Source organism: Cupriavidus sp. UGS-1 (assembly GCF_021213615.1).
Lineage (GTDB): Bacteria > Pseudomonadota > Gammaproteobacteria > Burkholderiales > Burkholderiaceae > Cupriavidus.
Genome location: NZ_JAJQJF010000006.1, coordinates 13,107 through 32,430, shown reverse-complemented (window position 1 = coordinate 32,430; position 19,324 = coordinate 13,107). Strand labels below are relative to the sequence as shown.

Annotated in this window: 16 protein-coding genes; 11 read left to right on the top strand and 5 right to left on the bottom strand. The window is 68.8% G+C overall.

Annotation, left to right across the window (positions count from 1 at the left end):
• Positions 1-1,986: an aconitase family protein gene (locus LRR16_RS10285; protein ID WP_232205793.1), complete on the bottom strand. Its 1,986-nt coding sequence runs from the start codon at positions 1,984-1,986 to the stop codon at positions 1-3.
• Between the two features lie 257 nt (positions 1,987-2,243).
• Here LRR16_RS10285 and LRR16_RS10280 point away from each other — a divergent pair, with 257 nt between their 5' ends.
• Both LRR16_RS10280 and LRR16_RS10275 read left to right on the top strand, forming a co-directional pair.
• On the top strand, positions 2,244-3,158 hold the full coding sequence (locus tag LRR16_RS10280; RefSeq protein ID WP_232205792.1) for a LysR family transcriptional regulator: 915 nt from the start codon (positions 2,244-2,246) through the stop codon (positions 3,156-3,158).
• Between the two features lie 160 nt (positions 3,159-3,318).
• Positions 3,319-4,365: a tripartite tricarboxylate transporter substrate binding protein gene (locus LRR16_RS10275; RefSeq protein WP_232205791.1), complete on the top strand. Its 1,047-nt coding sequence runs from the start codon at positions 3,319-3,321 to the stop codon at positions 4,363-4,365.
• A 162-nt stretch (positions 4,366-4,527) separates the two neighbouring features.
• Here LRR16_RS10275 and LRR16_RS10270 read toward each other — a convergent pair whose 3' ends face one another.
• Together LRR16_RS10270 and xseA are read right to left on the bottom strand one after the other, a co-directional pair.
• Complete coding sequence (locus LRR16_RS10270) at positions 4,528-5,109, bottom strand: superoxide dismutase (RefSeq protein ID WP_006576536.1); 582 nt, start codon at positions 5,107-5,109, stop codon at positions 4,528-4,530.
• Between the two features lie 148 nt (positions 5,110-5,257).
• Positions 5,258-6,643 carry an exodeoxyribonuclease VII large subunit gene (gene xseA / locus LRR16_RS10265; protein ID WP_232205790.1) on the bottom strand — a complete coding sequence of 462 codons (1,386 nt, stop codon included), beginning with the start codon at positions 6,641-6,643 and terminating at the stop codon, positions 5,258-5,260.
• Positions 6,644-7,607: 964 nt separating this feature from the next.
• Here xseA and LRR16_RS10260 point away from each other — a divergent pair.
• The 6 genes from LRR16_RS10260 to adk all read left to right on the top strand — a co-directional run bounded on the left by LRR16_RS10260 (position 7,608) and on the right by adk (position 12,014).
• A complete protein-coding gene (locus LRR16_RS10260) occupies positions 7,608-8,228 on the top strand; it encodes a MotA/TolQ/ExbB proton channel family protein (protein ID WP_232205789.1) in 621 nt (206 codons plus the stop codon).
• A gap of 14 nt (positions 8,229-8,242) precedes the next feature.
• A complete protein-coding gene (locus LRR16_RS10255; protein ID WP_043438712.1) occupies positions 8,243-8,671 on the top strand; it encodes a biopolymer transporter ExbD in 429 nt (142 codons plus the stop codon).
• Positions 8,672-8,899: 228 nt separating this feature from the next.
• Complete coding sequence (lpxK, locus tag LRR16_RS10250) at positions 8,900-10,015, top strand: tetraacyldisaccharide 4'-kinase (protein WP_232205788.1); 1,116 nt, start codon at positions 8,900-8,902, stop codon at positions 10,013-10,015.
• Entirely contained in the window at positions 9,996-10,184 is a 189-nt protein-coding gene (locus LRR16_RS10245) for a Trm112 family protein (protein WP_006579104.1), read from the top strand. The genes lpxK and LRR16_RS10245 overlap by 20 nt, the downstream gene beginning before the upstream one ends.
• 11 nt (positions 10,185-10,195) lie before the next feature.
• Positions 10,196-11,005 carry a 3-deoxy-manno-octulosonate cytidylyltransferase gene (gene kdsB, locus LRR16_RS10240; protein ID WP_232205787.1) on the top strand — a complete coding sequence of 270 codons (810 nt, stop codon included), beginning with the start codon at positions 10,196-10,198 and terminating at the stop codon, positions 11,003-11,005.
• Between the two features lie 343 nt (positions 11,006-11,348).
• Positions 11,349-12,014 (top strand): adenylate kinase, encoded by a 666-nt coding sequence (adk, locus tag LRR16_RS10235; protein WP_006579102.1) that lies wholly within the window; start codon positions 11,349-11,351, stop codon positions 12,012-12,014.
• 73 nt (positions 12,015-12,087) lie between these two features.
• On the opposite strand, the gene LRR16_RS10230 is transcribed toward adk, so the two are convergent.
• Entirely contained in the window at positions 12,088-13,722 is a 1,635-nt protein-coding gene (locus LRR16_RS10230) for a hypothetical protein (protein ID WP_232205786.1), read from the bottom strand.
• A gap of 456 nt (positions 13,723-14,178) precedes the next feature.
• Between LRR16_RS10230 and LRR16_RS10225 the strand changes: the two genes are divergently transcribed.
• Both LRR16_RS10225 and ggt read left to right on the top strand, forming a co-directional pair.
• Positions 14,179-14,937, top strand: coding sequence for a 3-hydroxyacyl-CoA dehydrogenase (locus tag LRR16_RS10225; RefSeq protein WP_232205785.1), 759 nt, complete (start codon positions 14,179-14,181; stop codon positions 14,935-14,937).
• A gap of 148 nt (positions 14,938-15,085) precedes the next feature.
• Positions 15,086-17,011: a gamma-glutamyltransferase gene (ggt, locus tag LRR16_RS10220; protein WP_232205784.1), complete on the top strand. Its 1,926-nt coding sequence runs from the start codon at positions 15,086-15,088 to the stop codon at positions 17,009-17,011.
• A gap of 190 nt (positions 17,012-17,201) precedes the next feature.
• Here ggt and LRR16_RS10215 read toward each other — a convergent pair whose 3' ends face one another.
• The gene (locus LRR16_RS10215; RefSeq protein WP_064577425.1) at positions 17,202-18,095 is read right to left on the bottom strand and encodes a LysR family transcriptional regulator; all 894 of its coding nucleotides are present in this window, start codon (positions 18,093-18,095) and stop codon (positions 17,202-17,204) included.
• Positions 18,096-18,271: 176 nt separating this feature from the next.
• Here LRR16_RS10215 and LRR16_RS10210 point away from each other — a divergent pair, with 176 nt between their 5' ends.
• Positions 18,272-19,291 (top strand): bile acid:sodium symporter family protein, encoded by a 1,020-nt coding sequence (locus LRR16_RS10210; RefSeq protein ID WP_064577430.1) that lies wholly within the window; start codon positions 18,272-18,274, stop codon positions 19,289-19,291.
• The last annotated feature ends 33 nt before the right edge of the window (positions 19,292-19,324 follow it).

Here is a 19,324-nt window from a genome sequence, read left to right as displayed (position 1 = left end):
CTAGCCGAACTGCGCCCGCAGATCGTCGAACGACAGCAGCCGCCCCGCAATCGCGCTGGCCGCCACCGTCGGCGGGCTTGCCAGCCACACCTGCCCCGGCCCCGAGCGGCCGGGGAAATTGCGATTGATCGAGCTGACGGTGACCTGCTCGGCCGCCGTCGACGAACCCGGCCCGCAGTTCGCGCAGGCGCCGCAGGAAGGCTGCAGGATCGTCGCGCCGACCGCGTCGAATGCCTCCAGATAGCCCTGCGCGATGCAGTAGTCGCGCACCGCCGTCGTGCCGAACTGCAGGTACAGCGTGACGCCGGCAGGCACCCGCAGCCCGCGCTCGGCGGCCCAGCGCAGGACCGCATGATAGTGGTCGAAGTCCTCGCGCTTGCCGGCCGTGCACGAGCCGCCGTAGGCGATGTCGATCCGTACCGGCTCGTTCAGATCGGACAGCGCCAGGCCGTTGCCGGGATCGCCTGGCCGCGCCACCATCGGCGCCAGGCCGCTGCAATCGACGTGGATCGTCGCGGCATAGTCGGCGCCTGCGTCGCTGTGCATCCACGGCTCGACCGTGAAATCGATGCCGCGCCGGTCCTTCAGGAAGCGCACCGTCTCCGCGTCGGGCGCGACGATGCCGGTGAAGCCGCCGAGCTCGGCGCACATATTGGTCAGCGTCGCGCGTTCGTCGGTCGACAGCGCCGACACCACCGGACCGGTGAACTCGAATACCTTGCCAACGCCCGTGCCGCCACGGATCGCCGGCAAGGCCAGCAGATGCAGCACCACGTCCTTGGCCGTCACGCCGGCCGGCAACGCACCGTCCAGCACGATCCGCAACGACGCGGGCAACGTCATGCGCACCGCGCCGGTCACGAAGGCGTTGGCCATGTCGGTCGTGCCCACGCCGAACGCCACGCAGCCGAGCGCGCCGCTGTGCGGCGTGTGCGAGTCGGTACCGACCACCAGCTGCCCCGGCAGCGCGTAATGCTCGGCCATCATCGCGTGCGAGATGCCGGCGACATTGCTGCCGTCGTCGCGCAGCGCCTCGTCCTCGGTCAACGTCCGATGGACGCGCAGCGCGTAGTCCGCGACGAAACGCCGCTGGGCGTCGCGCATCTGCACGACGTTCCGCACCAGGCCGCCGCGCAGATGGGCCGGACTTTGCTCGACATACGAGGTGTGGTCCTCGAACACGACGACGCGCTCGGGCGCGTGCAAGGCCAGCGGCCGGCCCAGCGCGGCATGCAGCATATGGGCGGCCATGCCGGTGTAGTACTCGTGGATGAAGCGCCAATCGGCGCGCACGAAGATGCCGTCGCCCGGTGCGGGATCGGCCGGCGTGACTTCGGTCGCGATCGCATGGCGGGCGACGATCTTCTCGAACAGCGTGCGCGGCCGATCCGCGGCCGGCTGCGTGCGCTGCACCGCTGGCGCCCCGTCTCCGGCGAGGCCGCGCAGATGTCGCTGGCCGAAGCGCAGCAGGCCGCCCTCGCGCAGGATCTGCGCCGCCAGTGCATCGCGGCCGGCCAGCAGTTCCTCGAGGGGAATCGCCTCGCCCGCCAGCAGCCGGGGAATCAGGCCGAAGTCGGTCGACGTCAGCAGGCCGATATTGTCGGCGTTCTGCCGGTAGATCCGCTCGAAGCTGCGGGCAATCACCAGCCGGATGCCGGCCAGTTTCTCGGCCGCCGGGCTGTGCTCGCGCGACGAGCCCTTGCCGTAGCGGTTGCCGGCGACGGTCACGGCAAAGCCGCCCTGCCGGATCGCGTCGACGCCGATCGGCTGGGCGCCGCCCGCGCGGAAGCCGGTATAGGGATAGCGCCCGAGCTGGTCGTCGAAATGGGTCAGGATCGGTACCGGCGTGATCTCGTCGGTCGAGACATCGTCGCGCAGCGCGCCGGCCTGCTCCAGCGTCAGCGCCTCGCCGCGCAACTGCCGTTCGATGGTCCGCGGGCAATCGGCAAGAAACAGAATGCGGCCATCGATCTGCAGGCGGTCCATCGGGGTCTTCTCCGGTCTTGTCGGTAAGCACCAGCACAGTACGTAGTGCCGAAAATCACCGAATCTACGCGCGGCGCCGTGCGACGGCAAAGCGCCGATGCGGCATCGGGGCTATCTGTGGCAGAGATATCCGGGTAAACCTGCGGTCGGTCCTGCGTCCATGGCCTGCACGGTCGGGCGACCTTGTCCCACGCGGCCGTTTTGCGGGACACTTGCGCCGGCCGTCCGATACGAAGCCCCGCTTCCATACACCGCCCATGCACCGCATCGATCCCGTCAGCATCCAGCTCTTTCTCGCCGCCGCGCGGGAAGGCTCCATCAAGCGCGCCGCGGAAACCGAACACATCGCGCAATCGGCGCTGAGCCGCCGGATCGCCGACCTCGAGCGCAGCCTGGGCGTGACGCTGCTGGTGCGCTCGCCGACCGGCGTGGCGCTGACCGAGGCCGGCGTGCGTGCACTCGAACTGGGCCGCAAGCTGAACGAGGACATCGCCGCGTTCGCCCGCGAGGTGCAGGACCTGGGCGACCAGGTGGCCGGCACCGTGCGGCTGTCGGCCAGCCCCTCGTCGATCGTCGGCTTCCTGCCCGAGCGGCTGCACGCCTTCCGCGCGAGCCATCCGCACGTCGATATCGCGTTGCACGAGCGCTCCACCAGCGAGACGCTGCGCGCCTGCCTCGACGATCATGCCGACGTCGGCGTGGGCGTAGCGGTCGACGGTGCGCGTGGGCTGGAATCGTGGCACTTCGCGCAGGACCCGCTGATGGTGCTGCTGCCGGCCGGCCATGTGCTGGCGGGGCGCACGGGACTGCGCTACGCCGATGTCCTGCAGTATCCGCTGGTGATCGTGCAGCAAGGCGGCGCGCTCGATACCGAGCTGCGCGATCGCGCCGCCAAAGCGGGCCTGCCGATGCGGCAAAGCGTGGCGGTGTCGAGCTTCGAGGCCGCCTGCCGGATGGTCGAGGCGGGGCTGGGCCTGGCCGTGATCCCGCGCAGCGCGACCACGGCCTACGCCGGTACGCGCCGGTTCGTGCGCGTGCCGCTGGACGAGCCGTGGCAGCAACGCGAACTGCGCGTCTACGCGCCGCGCAAGACGCCGCGGCTGCGGGCGGTGGAAGCGCTGATCGCGGCGTTGCGGGCAGAGCCGCCGGCGGGGCCGTCCGAGAGCGGCTGAGGTCCGCGTCCGGCGAAACCGATGACGTTCAGTGGACCGATATCGCGGAACGCGATAGCCGGTCCGACGCAACAGCATTTCTTTCCCGCAGGCTGACCGCTCTAGACTGGCGCGCAGAGGAACCGTCGACAGGTTCCCGCCAAGCGACAACGGAGACAGCATGCCCCCCATCCTTTGCACCGTCGGCCGCCTGCGCCGTGCCCTTCGCCCCCTTCGCCCCCTTCGCCGCGCCGCTGCGCTGACGGTTGCCCTGACTTCTGCACTGACAGTTGCCGCTGCCTTCGCGGTCCCGCCCGCGGCCCACGCGCAATCGACCGACGGCAAGCCGCTGCGGCTGATCGTGCCGACCCAGCCGGGCTCGCAGGCCGACGCGGTGGCGCGTGCGCTCAGCGAATCGATGGGCCGCCAGGTCGGCCATCCGATCGTGATCGAGAACATCGCCGGCGCCGGCGGCATCCCGGGCACGCAGCAGATCGTGCGCGCGCCCAAGGACGGGCTGACGCTGGGCCTGGTGTCGTCGAACCACGTGATCAATCCCGCGATCTACCGCGCGATGCCGTTCGACTCGCTGCGCGACATCACGCCGATCACGGTGATCGGCACGCTGCCGCTGGTGCTGGTGGTCAATCCGTCGGTGCCGGCCAGCAACGTGCAGGAACTGATCGCGCTGCTCAGGAGCAAGCCCGACCAGCTGAACTACGGCTCCTCTGGCAACGGCACCGTGCTGCATCTGGCCGCCGAACTGTTCGCCAGCGAGGCCAGGGTCCAGGTCCGCCACGTGCCGTACAAGGGCGCCGGCAACTACACCACCGACCTGCTCGGCGGACAGGTGCAGATGGGTTTCCTGACGGTGCCGGCCGTGCTGCCGCAGCTGAAGGCCGGCAAGCTCAAGGCCATCGCGGTCTCGACGCCGAAACGCATCCCGATGCTGCCCGACGTGCCGTCGCTGGCCGAGTCCGGCTTGCCGCGCTACAGCTTCGACGCCTGGCTGGCGATCGTCGGCCCGGCCGGATTGGGCAAGGACAAGGCCGCCGATCTGCAGACGAAGATCAAGGCCGCGCTCGATGAAAAGCCGGTGCAGCAGACTCTGGCCGCGCAGGGCCTGGTGATCGTCGGCAGCACGCCGGAACAGGCCGCGCCGTTCTTCCAGAGCGAGCTGGACAAGCATGCGCGCATCGTCAAGCAGTCGGGCGCGAGCCTGAACTGACCCGCGGATGTCCCCGCGAAGGCGGGGACCCAGTGGCTTTGGAAGACGCTGGATTCCCGCTTTCGCGGGAAAGACAGCAGGGTCATCGAAGGCGGCCAAAAAAAACAAGGCCCTCCAGTTGGAGGGCCTTGTTTCGTCGAAGGACAGTCGCGCTGCCGTCGATCAGCCAGCGAAGTTCTTGCTGACGAAGTCCCAGTTCACGACGTTCCAGAAGGCCTCGACGAACTTCGGACGGGCGTTGCGGTAGTCGATGTAGTAGGCGTGTTCCCACACGTCGCAGGTCAGCAGCGGCTTGGCGTCGGTGGTCAGCGGGGTGGCGGCGTTCGAGGTCGACACCAGGTCCAGCGAACCGTCGGCCTTCTTGACCAGCCAGGCCCAGCCCGAACCGAAGGTACCGACCGCGGTCTTGGTGAACTCTTCCTTGAACTTGTCGAACGAGCCCCACTTGGCGTTGATCGCGTCGGCCAGCGCACCGGTCGGTTGACCGCCGCCTTGCGGCTTCAGGCAGTTCCAGAAGAAGGTGTGGTTCCACACCTGGGCGGCGTTGTTGAAGATGCCGCCGGAGGACTTCTTGACGATCTCTTCGAGGGTCGCGTTCTCGAATTCCGTACCCTTGATCAGATTGTTCAGATTGGTGACGTACGTCTGATGATGCTTGTCGTGATGGAACTCCAAGGTCTCCTTGGACATATGCGGGGCCAGCGCATCATGGGGGTACGGCAGCGGGGGGAGAGTATGTTCCATTGTTCTGTCTCTGTGGGTTGTGGGACGGGAGACACCGATTGTAGGTGACTTGCCATAGTGGCGCAAACCAGCGGCAAAGCCCCTTCAGGGCGCGGCAGTATGCGGCCGCGGGCCCATCGACAGGTCCCATCGAGAGCCCTCGAGAGCCCTACAGATCGAGCAGTTTGGCCTGCACGCTGGCGATGCCGACATCGGCCACGCCCTCGGCCAGATGGACCTCGACGCGGCCGCCGGCGCGCAGCTCCGACGGCGCCCGCAAGGCCTTGCCGCGCGGATCGAGCAGCACCGCATAACCGCGCTCGAGCGTGCGCTGCGGCGCCAGCAGTTCCAGCGCGCCGGCGGCGCGATGCAGGCGCTGCGCCGCGCGTTCCTGCTGACGCTCGCTGGCGGCCTGCATGCGGACCACCAGTCGGGCGAGTTCCGCTTGCCCCGCGCTGGCATCGGGACGTTGCGCGCGCCAGCGCATCGACCACAGCTGCAGCCGATGGCGTCGCGCCACCAGGTTGTCGCGCCATGCCGCGCGCAGATGCCGCGCGAGATTGTCGAGCTGTCCGCGCCGCTCCTGCAATTGCGACTGTGGGCTGCGCACGCGGCGCGCGAGCCAGTCCAGATGTTGGGCGCGCCGCTCCAGCTGGCGCCGCATGCATTGCCCGAGCGCGTCGCGCGCCCGCGCCGCCTGCGCCAGCAGATGCGCGCGATCCGGGCTGACCAGTTCCGCCGCGCCGGTCGGCGTCGGCGCCCGCACATCGGCAACGAAGTCGGCGATGGTGAAGTCCGTTTCGTGGCCGACGCCGCAGACCACCGGCAGCGTGCAGCGCGCGACCGCATGGGCGACCACCTCCTCGTTGAACGACCACAGGTCCTCGATGCTACCGCCGCCGCGGCACAGGATCACGACGTCGCACTCGGCGCGCGCGCTGACGGTGTCGAGCATCGCCGCGATCTTGTCGGCGGCGCCCGCGCCCTGCACCGGCACCGGATAGACCAGCACCTGGATATGCGGCGCGCGCCGCCGCAGCGTCGTCAGCACGTCGCGCAGCGCGGCGGCCTGCAGCGACGTGACCACGCCGATCGTGTGCGGATGGGACGGAATCGGGCGCTTGCGTGCGGGATCGAACAGACCATCGCGCGCGAGCTTGTCCTTCAGCCGCAGAAAGGCCTCGTACAGATTGCCGACGCCCGCGCGCCGCATCGCTTCGACATTGAGCTGCAACTCGCCGCGCGCCTCGTACATCGACACCAGCGCGCGCACTTCGACAGCCTCGCCTTCGCGCACCGGAAAGTCGACATGCTGGTTTCGTCCGCGAAACATCACGCAACGGATCTGCGCACGCGCATCCTTCAGCGAGAAATACCAGTGTCCGCTCGAGGCCCGCGTCAGATTGGAAATTTCTCCACGCACCCAGGCCAGCGGAAAGTTGCGTTCGAGTACCGATGCGATCGCATGGTTCAGTTCGCCGACCGGGATCACTTCGCGCCCGCCGGGTGCCGTCCGGGAGACTGGCGAAGGCGGAAACGAGAATGGTTCAGACATGGCAAATCGCCTCCGAAGCGGCGTCAGATGGACATGTCCACAGCATAACCGCTCTGTCAAGCCCTTCGCTGTAGGGTGCCTGAAACGGCCCGTGCTCCGAGGGGCTTGACACAAGCCATTGATTCTTAATGACTTTCCACGACATCACTTTTTAAGCAATGTAAGAATTTCTCTTACGCGTCAATCACTTACCATTTGTCCACACCAGCTTGTTCACAAAGTTATCCACAGGAACTCTGGACAACTACAGAGCGGTAACACCGACTGTGCGGGCGCACACGGAGCCTGGTGGATGAAACGTCGCTCGCGCACCGATATGCAAACCACGTGAAGAAGAAAGCGACGCCGCTCCCGGCTCCCGGCATTGCCACTTTTTTAGGCAACCCGAAGAAATACCTTACCGATCAAGCCCTTGCCCGGCTTCTCCCGCGCTTATCCACAGGCGCTCCACAACACTGTCCCGCTGGGATGTGGAAAGAGGTCGACTTTTGGATTTCCGTTGCCGATCGTCGACGCGGCGGGCCTTTTTGGCATGGTTGCACAATTTTTGAGCAAGCCCGCATAATCCCATATGGATCAAGGACTTGGCACGCTTGTCAGGCGCCTGTCCACACTTGTTCCACAATCCTGTCCCGCTGCCGTGTGGAAAGCCGCAGGGCGCAATGGGGGCGATGCGCCGTTACCGTGGCGCCCGCCCCCCCTGCCGGGCTTGCTGGCTCGTCTGCCCATTTTTTAAGCAGAGCGGTGGACGCCCTTTACGATCAAGGACTTAGCGCGCCTGTCCGCCCGCTTTCCACAATCGATCCACAGCACTGTCCCTGCCGGGTGTGGACATGTCTGAAAGTGGATCGCACCAGCCCTGGCGGCTTGCCCCGCCGGGGACCGCGCGTTAGAGTGGCGCCTGTTTTTTTACGCCGGCCTGCCGCAGTCCCTTCCCTTCGCGCCGGCGACTCGGGGTGTCCTTGTGTTTTCCATCATTGAAGCGGCCGGTTGGCCGATCTGGCCGTTGCTGCTGGCCTCTGTCATTGCGCTGGCCTTGATCGTCGAACGTTCGCTGAGCCTGAAGCGCAGCAAGGTGCTGCCGGCCAAGCTGTACGACCAGGCGCTGACGGTCGCGCGGCAACGGCGCGCGACGCCGGACGTGGTCGACTCGCTCGAACGCGATTCGCCGCTGGGCCGCGTGCTGGCCGCCGGACTGCGGCACGTGATCGCCCAGCCGGACACGTCGCGCGACGCGGCCAAGGATGCGGTCGAGGAAGCCGGCCGCGCGGTCGCGCACGAGCTCGAGCGCTACCTGAACGCGCTGGGCACGATCGCGTCGGTCGCGCCGCTGATGGGCCTGCTCGGCACGGTGATCGGCATGATCGAGATCTTCGGCAGCCAGGGCGGCACCGGCGCGAATCCCGAACAACTGGCGCACGGCATCTCGGTGGCGCTGTATAACACCGCCTTTGGCCTGATGGTCGCGATCCCGGCGCTGATCTTCTGGCGCTACTTCCGCCGGCGCGTCGACGACTATGTGGCCGAACTGGAATCGCGCGCGGCCACCTTCCTCGATGCGATCCTGCCGCAGCGGCGCGCTTGAGGCGGATGTAGGCCATGCGATTCCGTACCCGTGCCAGGCGCGACGAGCCCGAGATCAATCTGATCCCGCTGATCGACGTGCTGCTCGTGATCCTGATCTTCCTGATGATCACGACCACCTATTCGCGCTACACCGAGCTGCGCATCCAGTTGCCGACCGCCGAGGCGGAAACGGCCCAGCAGCGGCCGCGCGAGATCGTGGTGTCGGTGTCGGCCAATGGCGAATACGCGCTCGACAAGGAGCGCATCGGCGTGCGCGATGTCGCAGGCCTGGCCGAGCGGCTGCGCGCGCTGGCCGGCACCGCGGCGGCGCAGGCGCCGGTGCTGATCGTCAGCGCCGATGCGCAGGCCAGCCACCAGTCGGTGGTCAACGTGATGGAAGCCGCGCGGGTCGCCGGGCTGTCGCGGCTGACGTTCGCGACGCAGAGCGGCGGGACGCGGTAGGGTTGCTCGCCGCAGACATTGCACCAAGGTTCCTTGGCCGCTTCTGTTCTCCCTCTTCCCCTCAGGGGAGAGGGTTGGGGAGAGGGGGTGGTTTCAAGCGGCGACGACATGGCGCACGCCGCTTGCCCTCTCCCCCAACCCCTGTCCCGCAAGCGGGACAGGGGAGCACTACCATGCCGCCCCACCGCGACACGATAGACTCTGGCGAAAATCGCTCTCCTTCTACCCATGCCCGCTGCCCGTCATCTGCTGTCCGACTTCGTTACCCGCCAGTGGCAACGCCGCGGCTGGTTTGCCTGGCTGATGCTGCCGTTCGCCGGCCTGTTCGGTGCGATCAGCGCCATGCGGCGGCTGGCGTATCGGCGCGGCTGGTTCAAGTCGACGCGGCTGCCGATGCCGGTGGTGGTGGTCGGCAACGTGACCGTCGGCGGCACCGGCAAGACGCCGGCAGTGATCGCGCTGGCCGATGCGCTGTGCGAGGCGGGCCTGCGTCCCGGCGTGGTGTCGCGCGGCTATGGCGTCAAGCTGGAGCGGCCGCGCCGCGTCAAGGCGACCTCGAAGGCGGAGGACGTCGGCGACGAACCGCTGCTGATCGCGCGCTCGACCGACGTGCCGGTCTGGGTCTTTCCCGACCGCGTCGCCTGCGCACAGGCGATGCTGGTCTCGCATCCGGGCATCAATGTGCTGTTGCTCGACGATGGCCTGCAGCACTACCGGCTGCAGCGCGACTTCGAGATCGTGATGTTCGACGGCCGCATGGGCGGCAACGGCTGGCTGCTGCCGGCCGGCCCGCTGCGCGAGCCGCTGTCGCGCCGCCGCGATGCCACGCTGATCAACGATCCGTATTTCCGCGCGACGCCGGACCGGCCCGAGGTCTACGGCATGCGGCTCGAGCTCGAGCAGGCCTGGCAGCTCGCCGATCCGACCATGGTGCGGCCGCTGTCGACCTTCGCGGGACGGCGCGTGCTGGCCGCGGCCGGCATCGGCAACCCCGAGCGCTTCTTCGCCAGCCTGCGCGGCGCGGGCCTGCAGCCCGATACGCTGCCGCTGCCGGACCACTACGATTTCGCCGAGGACCCGTTCGTCGACCATCCGGCCGCGCAGGCCGCCGAGGCGATCCTGATCACCGAGAAGGATGCCGTAAAATGCGACCGGCTTCGCGAGCCGCTCGACCCACGCATCTGGGTCGTCCCCACCAGGCCCGTGATCGATCCGGGTCTGATCGATCGAATTCGCCGCACGGTCATCGCGCGCTGCCAGGCAGCGCCGACCGCGGCCACCGGCGCCGCCGCCGCCGCGGCCAGCCACACCAAGGAACACCAAGATGGACAACCGGCTGCTTGAAATCCTGGTTTGCCCGCTGTGCAAGGGCAAGCTCGAATACGACCGCGCCGCGCAGGAACTGATCTGCCATGCCGACAAGCTGGCCTATCCGATTCGCGACGGCATTCCGGTGATGCTGGCCGACGAGGCCCGCCAGTCGGTACCGGGCCGCGCCATCGATCCGACCTGAGGCCTGGCTCGATGTCGCTCGCCGATTTCACCGTCGTCATTCCCGCTCGGCTCGCGTCGACGCGCCTGCCGAACAAGCCGCTGGCCGATATTGCCGGCAAGCCGATGATCGTGCGCGTCGCCGAGCGCGCCCGCGCCTCGTCGGCGGGCCGCACCGTGGTCGCCACCGACGCGGAAACCGTGCGCGCCGCCTGCGCCGAGCACGGCATCGAAGCGGTACTGACGCGCGCCGACCATGCCACCGGCACCGACCGGCTGGCCGAGGTCGCCACGCTGCTGTCGCTGGACGACGATGCGATCGTGGTCAATGTGCAAGGCGACGAGCCGCTGATCGCGCCGGCGCTGATCGACGCAGTGGCCGAGCATCTGGCCGCGCATCCCGACTGCGCGATCGCCACCGCCGCCCATCCGTTGCACGAGATCGGCGAGGTCTTCAATCCGAACGTGGTCAAGGTGGTCTGCGACAGCGCCGGCCGCGCGCTGTACTTCTCGCGCGCGCCGATTCCCTGGGCCCGCGATGCCTGGTCGGGCGTGCCGTCGGCCCCGGCCGCGAGCGCGCAGGTGCCGCTGCCCGACATGCCGGTGCTGCGCCACATCGGCCTGTACGCCTATCGCGCCGGTTTCCTGCGCCGCTTTCCGACGCTACCCGTCGCGCCGCTCGAGCAGACCGAAGCGCTCGAACAACTGCGTGCGATGTGGCATGGCGAACGCATCGCGGTGCTTGCCACCGACGCCGCGCCGGCGCCCGGCGTCGATACCCCCGCCGATCTGGAGCGCGTGCGCGCGCTGTGGTCCGAGGCCTCCGCAGCCATCGGCGGCTGAGCGCAAACCGGCGCAATCCCGCACGGGGCGGGCCATTCGCCCGCTCCGGTTTACACACCGTTGACCGCCGCGGCAGGCCGATTCCCGGCTGCCTCGTGGCATAATGCACGCCAATAAAGAGCCGCTGTCGCCGTCAATGCGGGCGACGACGCAGGCTCGGTGGGGAGATGAAGAATGAGCCGTCCGGCTTGCGCCCATGCCAACCGCATGCGGACCGCGCCGGTCACCAGCCATGGCTGCGCCTGCGTGCCTGACCATCGCGCGGTAAGCCACACGTCAAGTTTCGGCGTTACCCTCCTTCCATTCCCCGCCATACCGGATTCAAAACTCTGAGGACCCGTAAATGCGTTTGATCCTGTTGGGCGCCCCCGGCGCCGGCAAAGGCACGCAAGCCAAGTTCATCTGCGAGAAGTTCGGCATCCCGCAGATCTCCACAGGCGACATGCTGCGCGCCGCGGTCAAGGCCGGCACCCCGCTGGGCATCGAGGCGAAGAAGGTGATGGACGCGGGCGGTCTGGTCTCCGACGACATCATCATCGGCCTGGTCAAGGACCGCCTGAAGCAGGACGATTGCCGCAACGGCTATCTGTTCGACGGCTTTCCGCGCACGATCCCGCAAGCCGAGGCGATGAAGGAAGCCGGCGTGGCGATCGACTACGTGCTGGAAATCGACGTGCCGTTCGACGCGATCATCGAACGGATGAGCGGCCGCCGCGTGCATGCCGCCTCGGGCCGCACCTACCATCTGAAGTACAACCCGCCCAGGACCGCCGGCGTCGACGACGAAACCGGCGAGCCGCTGATCCAGCGCGACGACGACAAGGAAGAGACCGTGCGCAAACGTCTCGATGTCTACGCGCAGCAAACCCGCCCGCTGGTCGACTACTACTCGGACTGGGCCGCCAACGGCGCGCCTGGCGCGAGCGTCGCGCCGCCGCAGTATCGCAAGATCAGCGGCGTCGGTTCGGTCGACGAGATCACGGCACGCGTGTTCGAGGCGCTGAAGTAAGCCGCCGAAGCCCTGCCCCAGGGAAAGCGCGAAGGCGGCCGTTGGCCGCCTTTTTCATTGCCGTTGCGCGAGGTTAGCCGCCGTGCGCCGGCGTGCGCGGTGCGGCGGACGCCGGCACGCGATGGAAGGTCCCGTCATGCCAGGCGGTCTGCGCGCCATCGCCATGCAGATGATGGAAGATCGTCCGATAGGCGAGCTCGAAGCCGGCGTGTTTCAGCAGCGTGGTGGACATCTTCGACATGCCCAGTGCCTGCAGCAGGGCCGAGGCCTCGAGCCGGGCGGTCTTGCCGGCGTTCTTGTCGGCCGGATCGTCGATCAGCAGCCGTCGCGTCAGCATCGCGGCCTGCCAATGACGATTGCCGGACAGCGCCGCGCTTTCGTGTCGCAAGGACTCGAGCTGCGCCAGGCTGCATTGCGACAGCGTGTCGGCGCACAGGCCACGCGCCGCGCCGCTGCGGACCGCGTGCGCCAGCTGTTCGCGCTCGCGCGTATCGGCACGGCTGCGCGCGAACCGCATCGCGATCCGGATCAACGTGAACAGGAACCAGGCGCCGCCGAGCACACCGCCGACCGCCACCAGCAGCGGGGCCGCCGGGGTCGCCAGTGCGGCCGTGCCAGCTAGCACCATCGTTGCCATGCCGGCGCCCGACATCAGCACGGTGCCGACGCCATAGGCGATACGGACAGTGGCCCAGCGCCCCAGCGCGCGGGCACGCTCGCGCCAGCGGCGCTGTCCGCCGGCGAACCAATGCAGCCCCTCGGTCGCGGCGGGCGATTGCAGCCGCCTGCGCCGTGCGGGATCGGCCGACAGCCGGCGCAGATTGTCGCGGATCGCCTCGTTGACCTCGCGCAGCGTTGCCTCATGCCGCCGGGCCTCTGCCAGTTCGCCGATGCCGCAACCGACGTGGGCCAGGCCAATCGCCGCGCCGAGGCCAAGCGACAGCATGCCGCCGGGAACCAGCCCGAGGTCCAGCGGGGCGTCCCATCCGGACACCGCGATCGGACTGGTTTCGTAGCCGGCGCGCAGCGCCTGCAGGCTGCTGTCTCGCAGGCAGGCAATGGCGCTGCCGCGCAGCCGCCGCGTGGCCCGGCGATCGTTGCGGGCGACGGCGTCGTGGCCGAGAAGTTCGGCGCCATGCTGCCGCAGCATGGCGTCGCGTTGCCCGTCGATCAAGGCGAGTTCGCGGTCGATCACGCCCATGGCCGCCTTGCCCAGCGCAGCGGCGTCGCCGTTGCCGGTGGCCAGCGCCTGGCGGAACGTGTCGGGAAGATAGGCGGCGCCGTGCCGCGGCAGCCGGTGTGCGGCAAGGGCCGGTGCCGGCGTGCCATCGTGCCGGGCCGGGGTCGTCAGGCAGGCGCTGATCCAATGGCGCGCCGCCTTCAGCGCGGTCTTGCGCCGCTCGACATGTTCCGGCAGCCGCGTTCGGGCCAGCGCGGCGACCGCGCGGCGGTAGCCCGGCTCCGAGGCGCGGAGCTGTTGCGCGGTCCGGACCTTGCCAGCGGCCGTCCTGACCAGGTCGACCACGCCAAGGACCGCGTCGCCCGCCGGCAGTACGTCGCTGGCCTGGACCAGGTCCGGAGAAATCGCGTCGGCCGCCTCGAACAGCGGCTCGGCCTCCTGCACGGCGGACGACATCAGCGAGATGCCCGTCGTATCCAGCCGCAAGGTTGGCCGGCCCACGCGCAGATCGCGGATGAACTGCCGCACGGCGCCGAATGTTCCCTGCGGCTCGGCCAGATCAAGTTGGATGGCACCGGCGCCCGCCGTCGAGTGCGCCGCCTTCCGGGCGCAGTGCAGCCCGCGGTGGGGCCCGCGGTGGGGCCCACAGTGGAGCCCGTAGTGGGGCCCACACTGGAGCCCAGTCTCGGCCCAATCCAGCGTTGGCGTCGATGGGCGGCTGCGCATCCAGCCAGCATGGAAATCGCTCACGGCGGGACTCCCGAGGTGTGACGTGAGCGCACTCTAGCCAGATGGGGTCCTGACATCTGGCGCGAATGGTTGCGGGCTTACGATTCTCGTGAGCGCTATCGGCGCGCCGCGCGGGCCTTTACAATACGGCGCGATGCTTGACGTTTACGTAAACGTTATATTCGCCGTTCGTTCTTCATCTTCAGGCGCCGGCCCGGTGTCGGCCGGCGCTGCCAATCCCCGAGGAGACAATCGATGCAGATCCGAGACAACGTATTCATCGTCACCGGCGGCGCCTCCGGCCTGGGCGCGGGCACGGCCCGCATGCTCGCCGAGCAGGGCGGCAAGGTCGTCATCGCCGACCTGAACGAGGCCGCCGGCACCGCGCTGGCCGAAGAACTGAGCGGCCGCTTCGTCCGCTGCGACGTCACCTCGGAAACCGATGGCCAGGCCGTCGTCGACGCCGCGGTGGGGCTGGGACGGCTGGCCGGGCTGATGAACTGCGCCGGCATCGCGACCGCCAACAAGACCGTCGGCAAAAACGGTCCGCACCCGCTGGACGCCTTCGAGAAGACCATCCGCATCAACCTGATCGGCACCTTCAACATGATCCGGCTGGCCGCCGCGGCGATGGTGCAGAACACCCCGGATGACGGCGGCGAGCGCGGCATCATCGTCAACACCGCCTCGGTCGCCGCCTTCGACGGCCAGATCGGCCAGGCCGCCTATGCCGCGTCGAAGGGCGGCGTGGTGGGCATGACGCTGGCGGTGGCACGCGACCTGTCACGCGATGGCGTGCGCTGCATGACGATCGCCCCCGGCATCTTCGAGACGCCGATGCTGCTGGGCATGCCGCAGGAGGTGCAGGACGCGCTCGGCAAGATGGTGCCGTTCCCGCCGCGGCTGGGCCGCCCGGCAGAGTACGCGCAACTGGTGCAGGCGATCATCGGCAACACCATGCTCAACGGCGAGGTGATCCGCCTGGATGGCGCGATCCGGATGCAGCCGAAGTAAGCCGGTACTCTCCGCGGAACGGCGGCGTGGCGGCCGTTGACGGCCGCCGAGGAACGCTGCTGCGAGGCCGATTGTGCTGTGCATGGCACGGCGATGGGCCGCACTGACTACAATCGCTGTACCTCATAGGCCTCAAAGGGAGTGCAGCATGCCGCCACGTTCGCCGGTTCCGCCGTTCCTTTCCACCGCCGCCGTCAAGCGACCGCCACCGACGGCCATGCTGGCCGGCACGCTGGCCGCGCTGCTGCTGGCGGGCTGCGCTGCCCCGCAGGCCGGCAAGGACGCCGCCGCCACGGCGGCGCCGGCCCCGGCAATTCCCGCCGCCAGCGCCCCGGCCCCGAGCACCGCCGCCCTGCCCCCGGCGCCCGAAGGCGCCTCCGGCTGGACCGACAAGCCGGGCTGGACCGCCAGCTCCTTCATGGTGGCCGCCGCCAATCCGCTCGCCACCCAGGCCGGCTACGACATGCTGAAGGCCGGCGGCACCGCGATCGACGCGGCGATCGCCACGCAGATGGTGCTCAATCTGGTGGAACCGAATTCCTCCGGCATCGGCGGCGGCGCCTTCCTGATGCATTTCGACGGCAAGCAGGTGCAGGCCTACGACGGCCGCGAGACCGCGCCCGCGGCCGCCACCGAGCGGCTGTTCTACGGCCCGGACGGCAAGGTGATGCCGTTCCGCCAGGGGCTGGTCGGCGGGCGCTCGGTCGGCGCGCCCGGCGTGCTGCGGATGCTCGAGCTCGCGCATCGGCAGCACGGCAAGCTGCCCTGGCGGCGGCTGTTCGCGCCGGCGATCCGGCTGGCCGAACAGGGCTTCGCGATCAGCCCGCGGCTGGCGACGATCATCGCGCAGGACCAGGACCTGATGAAGGATCCGGCCGCGCGCGCCTACTTCTACAACGCCGACGGCACGCCGAAGGCGGCCGGCACCGTGCTGCGCAATCCCGAGCTGGCGGCGGTGCTGCGCAGTGTCGCGGCACGCGGTGCCGATGCCTTCTACCAGGGCGATGTCGCCCGCGATATCGCCGCCAAGGTCCGCTCGCATCCGACCAATCCCGGCGTGCTGACCGCCAGGGACATCGCCAACTACCGCCCGAAGGTGCGGCAACCGATCTGCACCGACTATCGCCAATGGACCGTCTGCGGCATGCCGCCGCCGTCGTCGGGCGGCATCGCCGTCGCGCAGATGCTGGGCATCCTGCAGGCGCTGCCGCCGGCGCGGCAGATCGCGGCGGCCAGGCCTCAGCGCAATGACGTCGGACTGGAGCCGTCGGTCGAGGGCGCGCATCTGTTCGCCGAGGCCGGCCGGCTGGCCTACGCCGACCGCAATCAGTACGTCGCCGATACCGACTTCGTGCCGCTGCCCGGCGGCGACTGGCGCAGCCTGGTCGATCCGCGCTATCTGGCCGGCCGCGCCGCGCAGATCGGCGAGCGAAGCATGGGCAAGGCCAGCGCGGGCACGCCGGCCGGCGCCACGGTCGCGCTGGGCCGCGGGCGCGCGCCGGAGTTTCCGTCGACCTCGCACATCTCGGTGGTCGACCGCTACGGCAATGCGCTGTCGATGACGACGACGATCGAGGACCAGTTCGGCTCGCGCCAGATGGTGCGCGGCTTCCTGCTGAACAATCAGCTGACCGACTTTTCCTTCGCCGCCGAGGAGGACGGCAAGCCGGTGGCCAACCGCGTGCAGCCGGGCAAGCGGCCGCGCTCTTCGATGGCGCCGACGCTGGTGTTCGATCGCCAAACCCGCGAACTCGTGATGACGGCCGGCTCGCCCGGCGGCTCGGCCATCATCAACTACGTGGCCAAGACGCTGGTCGGCACGCTCGACTGGGGGCTGAACGTGCAGCAGGCGATCTCGCTGCCCAACGTCGGTTCGCGCAACGGCCCGACCGAGCTGGAGAAGGGGCGCGTGTCGGACGCCTTGGTCGAAGGGCTGAAGGCGCGCGGGCATGACGTGCGCGTGATGGACCAGACCTCGGGCCTGCAGGGCATCATGCGCGTGCGCGTCAACGGCAAGCCGATGTGGTTCGGCGGCGCCGATCCGCGGCGAGAAGGGGTCGCGATGGGGGATTGAGGAGGATTGAGGGCGATGGCGGCGGCGGTGGCATGACGGCCGCCGCTGCCCTCTCCCCCGCCCCTCTCCCGCACGCGGGAGAGGGGAGAAAACCAGCGTCGCCAGCCGTCCCCGATTGTGTTCTCCCTCTCCCCCTCGGGGGGAGAGGGCTGGGGAGAGGGGGTGGTTTCCCGCCGCCCGCCAGCAAACCTCAAGCCACCGGAATCGGCATCGTCCTGACCATCTCCCACACCGCCGCCGCCGCCGGCGACAGCGAGCGGTCCTCGCGGCGGACCATCACGATGCGCCGCTGCTCCTGCGGCACCAGCGGCCGCCACACCAGGTTCGACGCGGCCGGCAGCGGCAGCGAGAACGACGGCAGCACCGACGCGCCGATGCCCGCCTGCACCATGCCGAACACGCTGGCCGAGTGGCCCAGCTCCTGCACGACGCGCGGCGTCACGCCGTGCATCGCGAATACGCGGTCGATCAGCGGGCGGCTGCCGGAGGCGAAATCCAGCAGCACCAGCGGTACGCCATCGAGCGCGGACCACGACACCGTGTCGCGTTTTGCCAACGGATCGTCGTCGCGGCAGACAAAGCAGAACGGATCGGTGCCCAGCGGCACCGTTTCCAGCCCTTCGCTGGCCAGCGGGTCGATCAGCACGCCGAAATCGACCGCGCCGGCGCGGATCTGCTCGAGCCCGTCCGCCTGCACGTTGTCGCGCACCGACAGCCGGACCTCCGGATATTGCCGCGCGCAGGCGGCCACATAGAGCGGCATCAGCCGCGCCGAAATCGTCGGCGCGCTGGCGATCACGACCCTGCCGCGGTAGCGCTCGCCCAGCTGCCGCGTCTCCTCCAGCGTGTCGTCAAGCTGGCCGAGCAGCCGTTCCAGCGCGGGCACCAGTGCCTGACCGGCATCGGTCAGCACCACCTCGCGCGTGGTGCGGTCCAGCAGCCGCAATCCGAGCGCCTCCTCCAGCTCGGCCACGCCCCGGCTGACCGCCGGCTGGGTCAGTCCGACCGCGTCGGCGGCGCGGCTGAAACTGCCGTGCGAGGCCACCGCCAGGAAGACCCGCAACTGCCGCAACGTGTAATTCATGCGTCAACCATATCAATGAATACGACAAATGAATTTGCATTCTAGACAGGACTATCGTCCAATACCAGCGTTAACCCTGATTCCACCGTTTTCTGGCTATTCCTTGTTCTTTTAACCCCTTTCTTTAACCCATTCGTCCCGGCGCGCCGCTCCGGTGCGCTTCAGTCCACGCAGTCATGTCCTTCCTGCTGAATCCCTTCAAGAAACTCTACGATTTGATCGACGGCTTCGTGCTGATCATGCTGACCGCGATCGCTGTGGCGCTGGCCGCGCCGGAGCTCGGCACCGGCGACGGTCCGCTGCATCTCGGGCTGGTGACCAGCCTCGGCGTCGCGCTGGTGTTCTTCCTGCACGGTGCCGCGCTGTCGCGCGACAAGCTGGTCGCCGGCGCGAAGCACTGGCGCCTGCATACCTTCGTGCAGGTCTTCACCTACGTGGTGTTTCCGCTGATCGGCGCGGCGCTGATGTTCGGGCTGCGCGACCAGCTGCCGGCCGACCTGCTGCTGGGTGTGTTCTTCCTGTGCGCGCTGCCGTCGACGGTCTCGTCGTCGGTGGCGATGACGTCGATGGCGCGCGGCAACGTGCCCGGCGCGATCTTCAACGCGACCATCTCCGGGCTGATCGGCATGGCGCTGACCCCGCTGCTGATGGGCCTGGTGATCAGCGCCAGCGGCGCATCGATGCCGCTGGGCAAGGCGTTGACCGGCGTGGCGCTGCAGCTGCTGCTGCCGTTCGCGCTGGGCCAGCTGGCGCGCCCGGTGATCGGCGGCTGGCTGGGCCGGCACAAGGCCATCACCAGCAAGATCGACCGTGGCGTGATCGTGCTGATCGTCTACTCGTCGTTCTGCGACGCCACCGCCGAGGGCCTGTGGCACCAGTACAGCTGGCAGACCATCGCCGCCGTGATGGGGCTGGCCGCGGTGCTGCTGTTTGCGATCCTCGCCACCACGACCTTCGTCGCACGGCGGCTGGGCTTCGCGATCGAGGACGAGATCACGGCGGTGTTCTGCGGCTCGAAGAAGAGCCTGGCCAACGGCATCCCGATGGCCAAGATCCTGTTCGCCGGCCATCCTGCGCTGGGCCTGCTGGTGCTGCCGCTGATGGTCTACCACCAGCTGCAGCTGATCGTCTGCTCGGTGATGGCCTCGCGCTATGCCAACCGCGAGCAGATCGAAGGCGCGGTCGCCCGCGCGTGATGGCGTGACCGCGAGACCTGGCATCCAGGTCTC